Source organism: Hydrogenophaga sp. (assembly GCF_041633695.1).
GTDB lineage: Bacteria > Pseudomonadota > Gammaproteobacteria > Burkholderiales > Burkholderiaceae_C > Hydrogenophaga.
Window position 1 is genome coordinate 1 of record NZ_JBFJMY010000680.1, and the last position, 1625, is coordinate 1625.

Annotated in this window: 3 protein-coding genes; all 3 read right to left on the minus strand. The window is 65.4% G+C overall.

Annotated elements, in window-relative coordinates:
* Window positions 1-71 precede the first annotated feature (71 nt).
* The gene (locus ABYB95_RS23155; RefSeq protein WP_372662603.1) at window positions 72-749 is read right to left on the minus strand and encodes an ArsR/SmtB family transcription factor; all 678 of its coding nucleotides are present in this window, start codon (window positions 747-749) and stop codon (window positions 72-74) included.
* A 2-nt stretch (window positions 750-751) separates the two neighbouring features.
* Window positions 752-1117, minus strand: a complete 366-nt coding sequence (locus ABYB95_RS23160; RefSeq protein WP_372662606.1) for an NIPSNAP family protein — start codon at window positions 1115-1117, stop codon at window positions 752-754.
* Window positions 1118-1217: 100 nt separating this feature from the next.
* A partial coding sequence (locus ABYB95_RS23165) for a group II truncated hemoglobin (protein ID WP_372662609.1) occupies window positions 1218-1625 on the minus strand: 408 nt, incomplete at its 5' end.

Sequence of the window (1625 nt, forward strand, 5' to 3'; positions counted from 1 at the left end):
CGTACAGGCCCGCCCCGCCGACGGCGGTGCAGGGGCGCTGGTGGTGCTGCTGACCTCTGGCTGAGGTGTGCTCAGACCCCGAGCAGGGGCAGCAGTTCGCGTTCGCCCAGTGGCGTGAGGCGCAAGGCCCGGGAATCGGGGACTTTGCGCAACCAGTCTTTGTCCAGATAGGCCGCCAGCAAGGTGTTGGCCAAGCTGCCCGCGAGGTGCTCCCGGCGCTCGGACCAGTCCATGCAGGCATACGCCTGCCGGTGTCTGCCTGTGGGCGGCCAACCCGGCACCAGCGCACACACCCAGGCCCGGCCCGATGCGGTCAGCTCCAGACCCGACTCGCCCATGTGCAGGTGCGCGCAGCGTTTCAGCATGTCGAATTGCGCCACCGCCAGCTCACCCGCCATGTGGCCATAACAACAGCGAGCGCGCTTCAAGGGCTTGTAGCCGGGTTTGTCCCAACGGTCATGTACCGCATCGCGCTCGGCCACCAGGGACAAGGCCTCCAGCAGGTGGGCCACGTCGGCGCTGGCCAGCATGTGGTATTTGTGGCGACCGCGCTGTTGCACGCTGAGAATGCCGTTTTCGACCATCTGGCTCAGGTGGGTGCTGCAAGCCTGGGGCGTGATGCCGGCCACGGCGGCCAGCTCCCCCGCGCTGCGGCATTCGCCGCTGAGCAGCACCGCCAGCATGCGCGCGCGGCTGGGGTCCGCGATCAGGGCGGCGATGCGGGCGAAACGGGGTTCGGCGCTGCGCATGGCTAGATCGCGTGTACGGGCAGGTGCATGGTGCCCGCCACGTTCGCCAAAAACCGGCGCTCTTCGCGCAGGATGAAACGCTGGTTCTGCGCCCAGGCAAAATTCTGCGCGCCTTCGGCGTCTGCCCTCAGCCGGATGCGGTAGGCCTCGTATGCCGCCAAGCTCTCGAAACCGATCAAACCCCAGGCTTCGAAATTGCTGCCTTCGTGGGGCAGAAAATACCCCAGCAAATGGCCTCCGCAGCGCGGAATGATGCGGCCCCAGTTCTCGGCATAGATCTGAAACGCTTCTTTCTGAAACGGATCGATTTCGTAGCGGATGAAGCAGGTGATGGCGGTGGATGCGGGAGCTGGCGTGGATAGGGTCATGGCGAACCTCCTTGGTTTCAACAAGCCGCCATCTTGCGGGCCTGACTGCCGCCGGTGCTTCGGCCTGGCCAGAACCATCACCCGTCGCTGGCGCGTCGCTTCAGGCCGGGGTGTTGCGCATCCAGTCGGCGGTCTGGAAAAAGCTGTTCTTCAGGCGCTCGCGCAACACCGGGTCCACACCGGTTTCGCCCATGGCCTGGTCCATGCAGGCCAGCCATTGATCGCGTTCGACAATACCAATGGCAAACGGCATGTGGCGCATGCGCAGGCGCGGATGGCCAAAGCGCTCGGTGTAGTGCGCCGGGCCACCCAGCCAACCACACAGGAACCAGAACAGCTTTTGCCGCGCATCACCCAGTTCGCTGCCGTGCACGGTGCGCAATGCGCGGTAGCCGGACTCGATGTCCATGAGGTCGTAAAAACGCTCCACCAAGGCCTTCACCGCCGGCTCACCGCCGATCCATTCAAAGGGTGTGGTGGCGGGGGTGGCGGGGCTGCTTGTTTCTGC

Coding starts and splice junctions, on each gene's coding strand:
- ABYB95_RS23155 (WP_372662603.1), bottom strand. CDS start 749: ATGCGCAGCGCCGAACCCCGTTTCGCCCGCATCGCCGCCCTGATCGCG.
- ABYB95_RS23160 (WP_372662606.1), bottom strand. CDS start 1,117: ATGACCCTATCCACGCCAGCTCCCGCATCCACCGCCATCACCTGCTTC.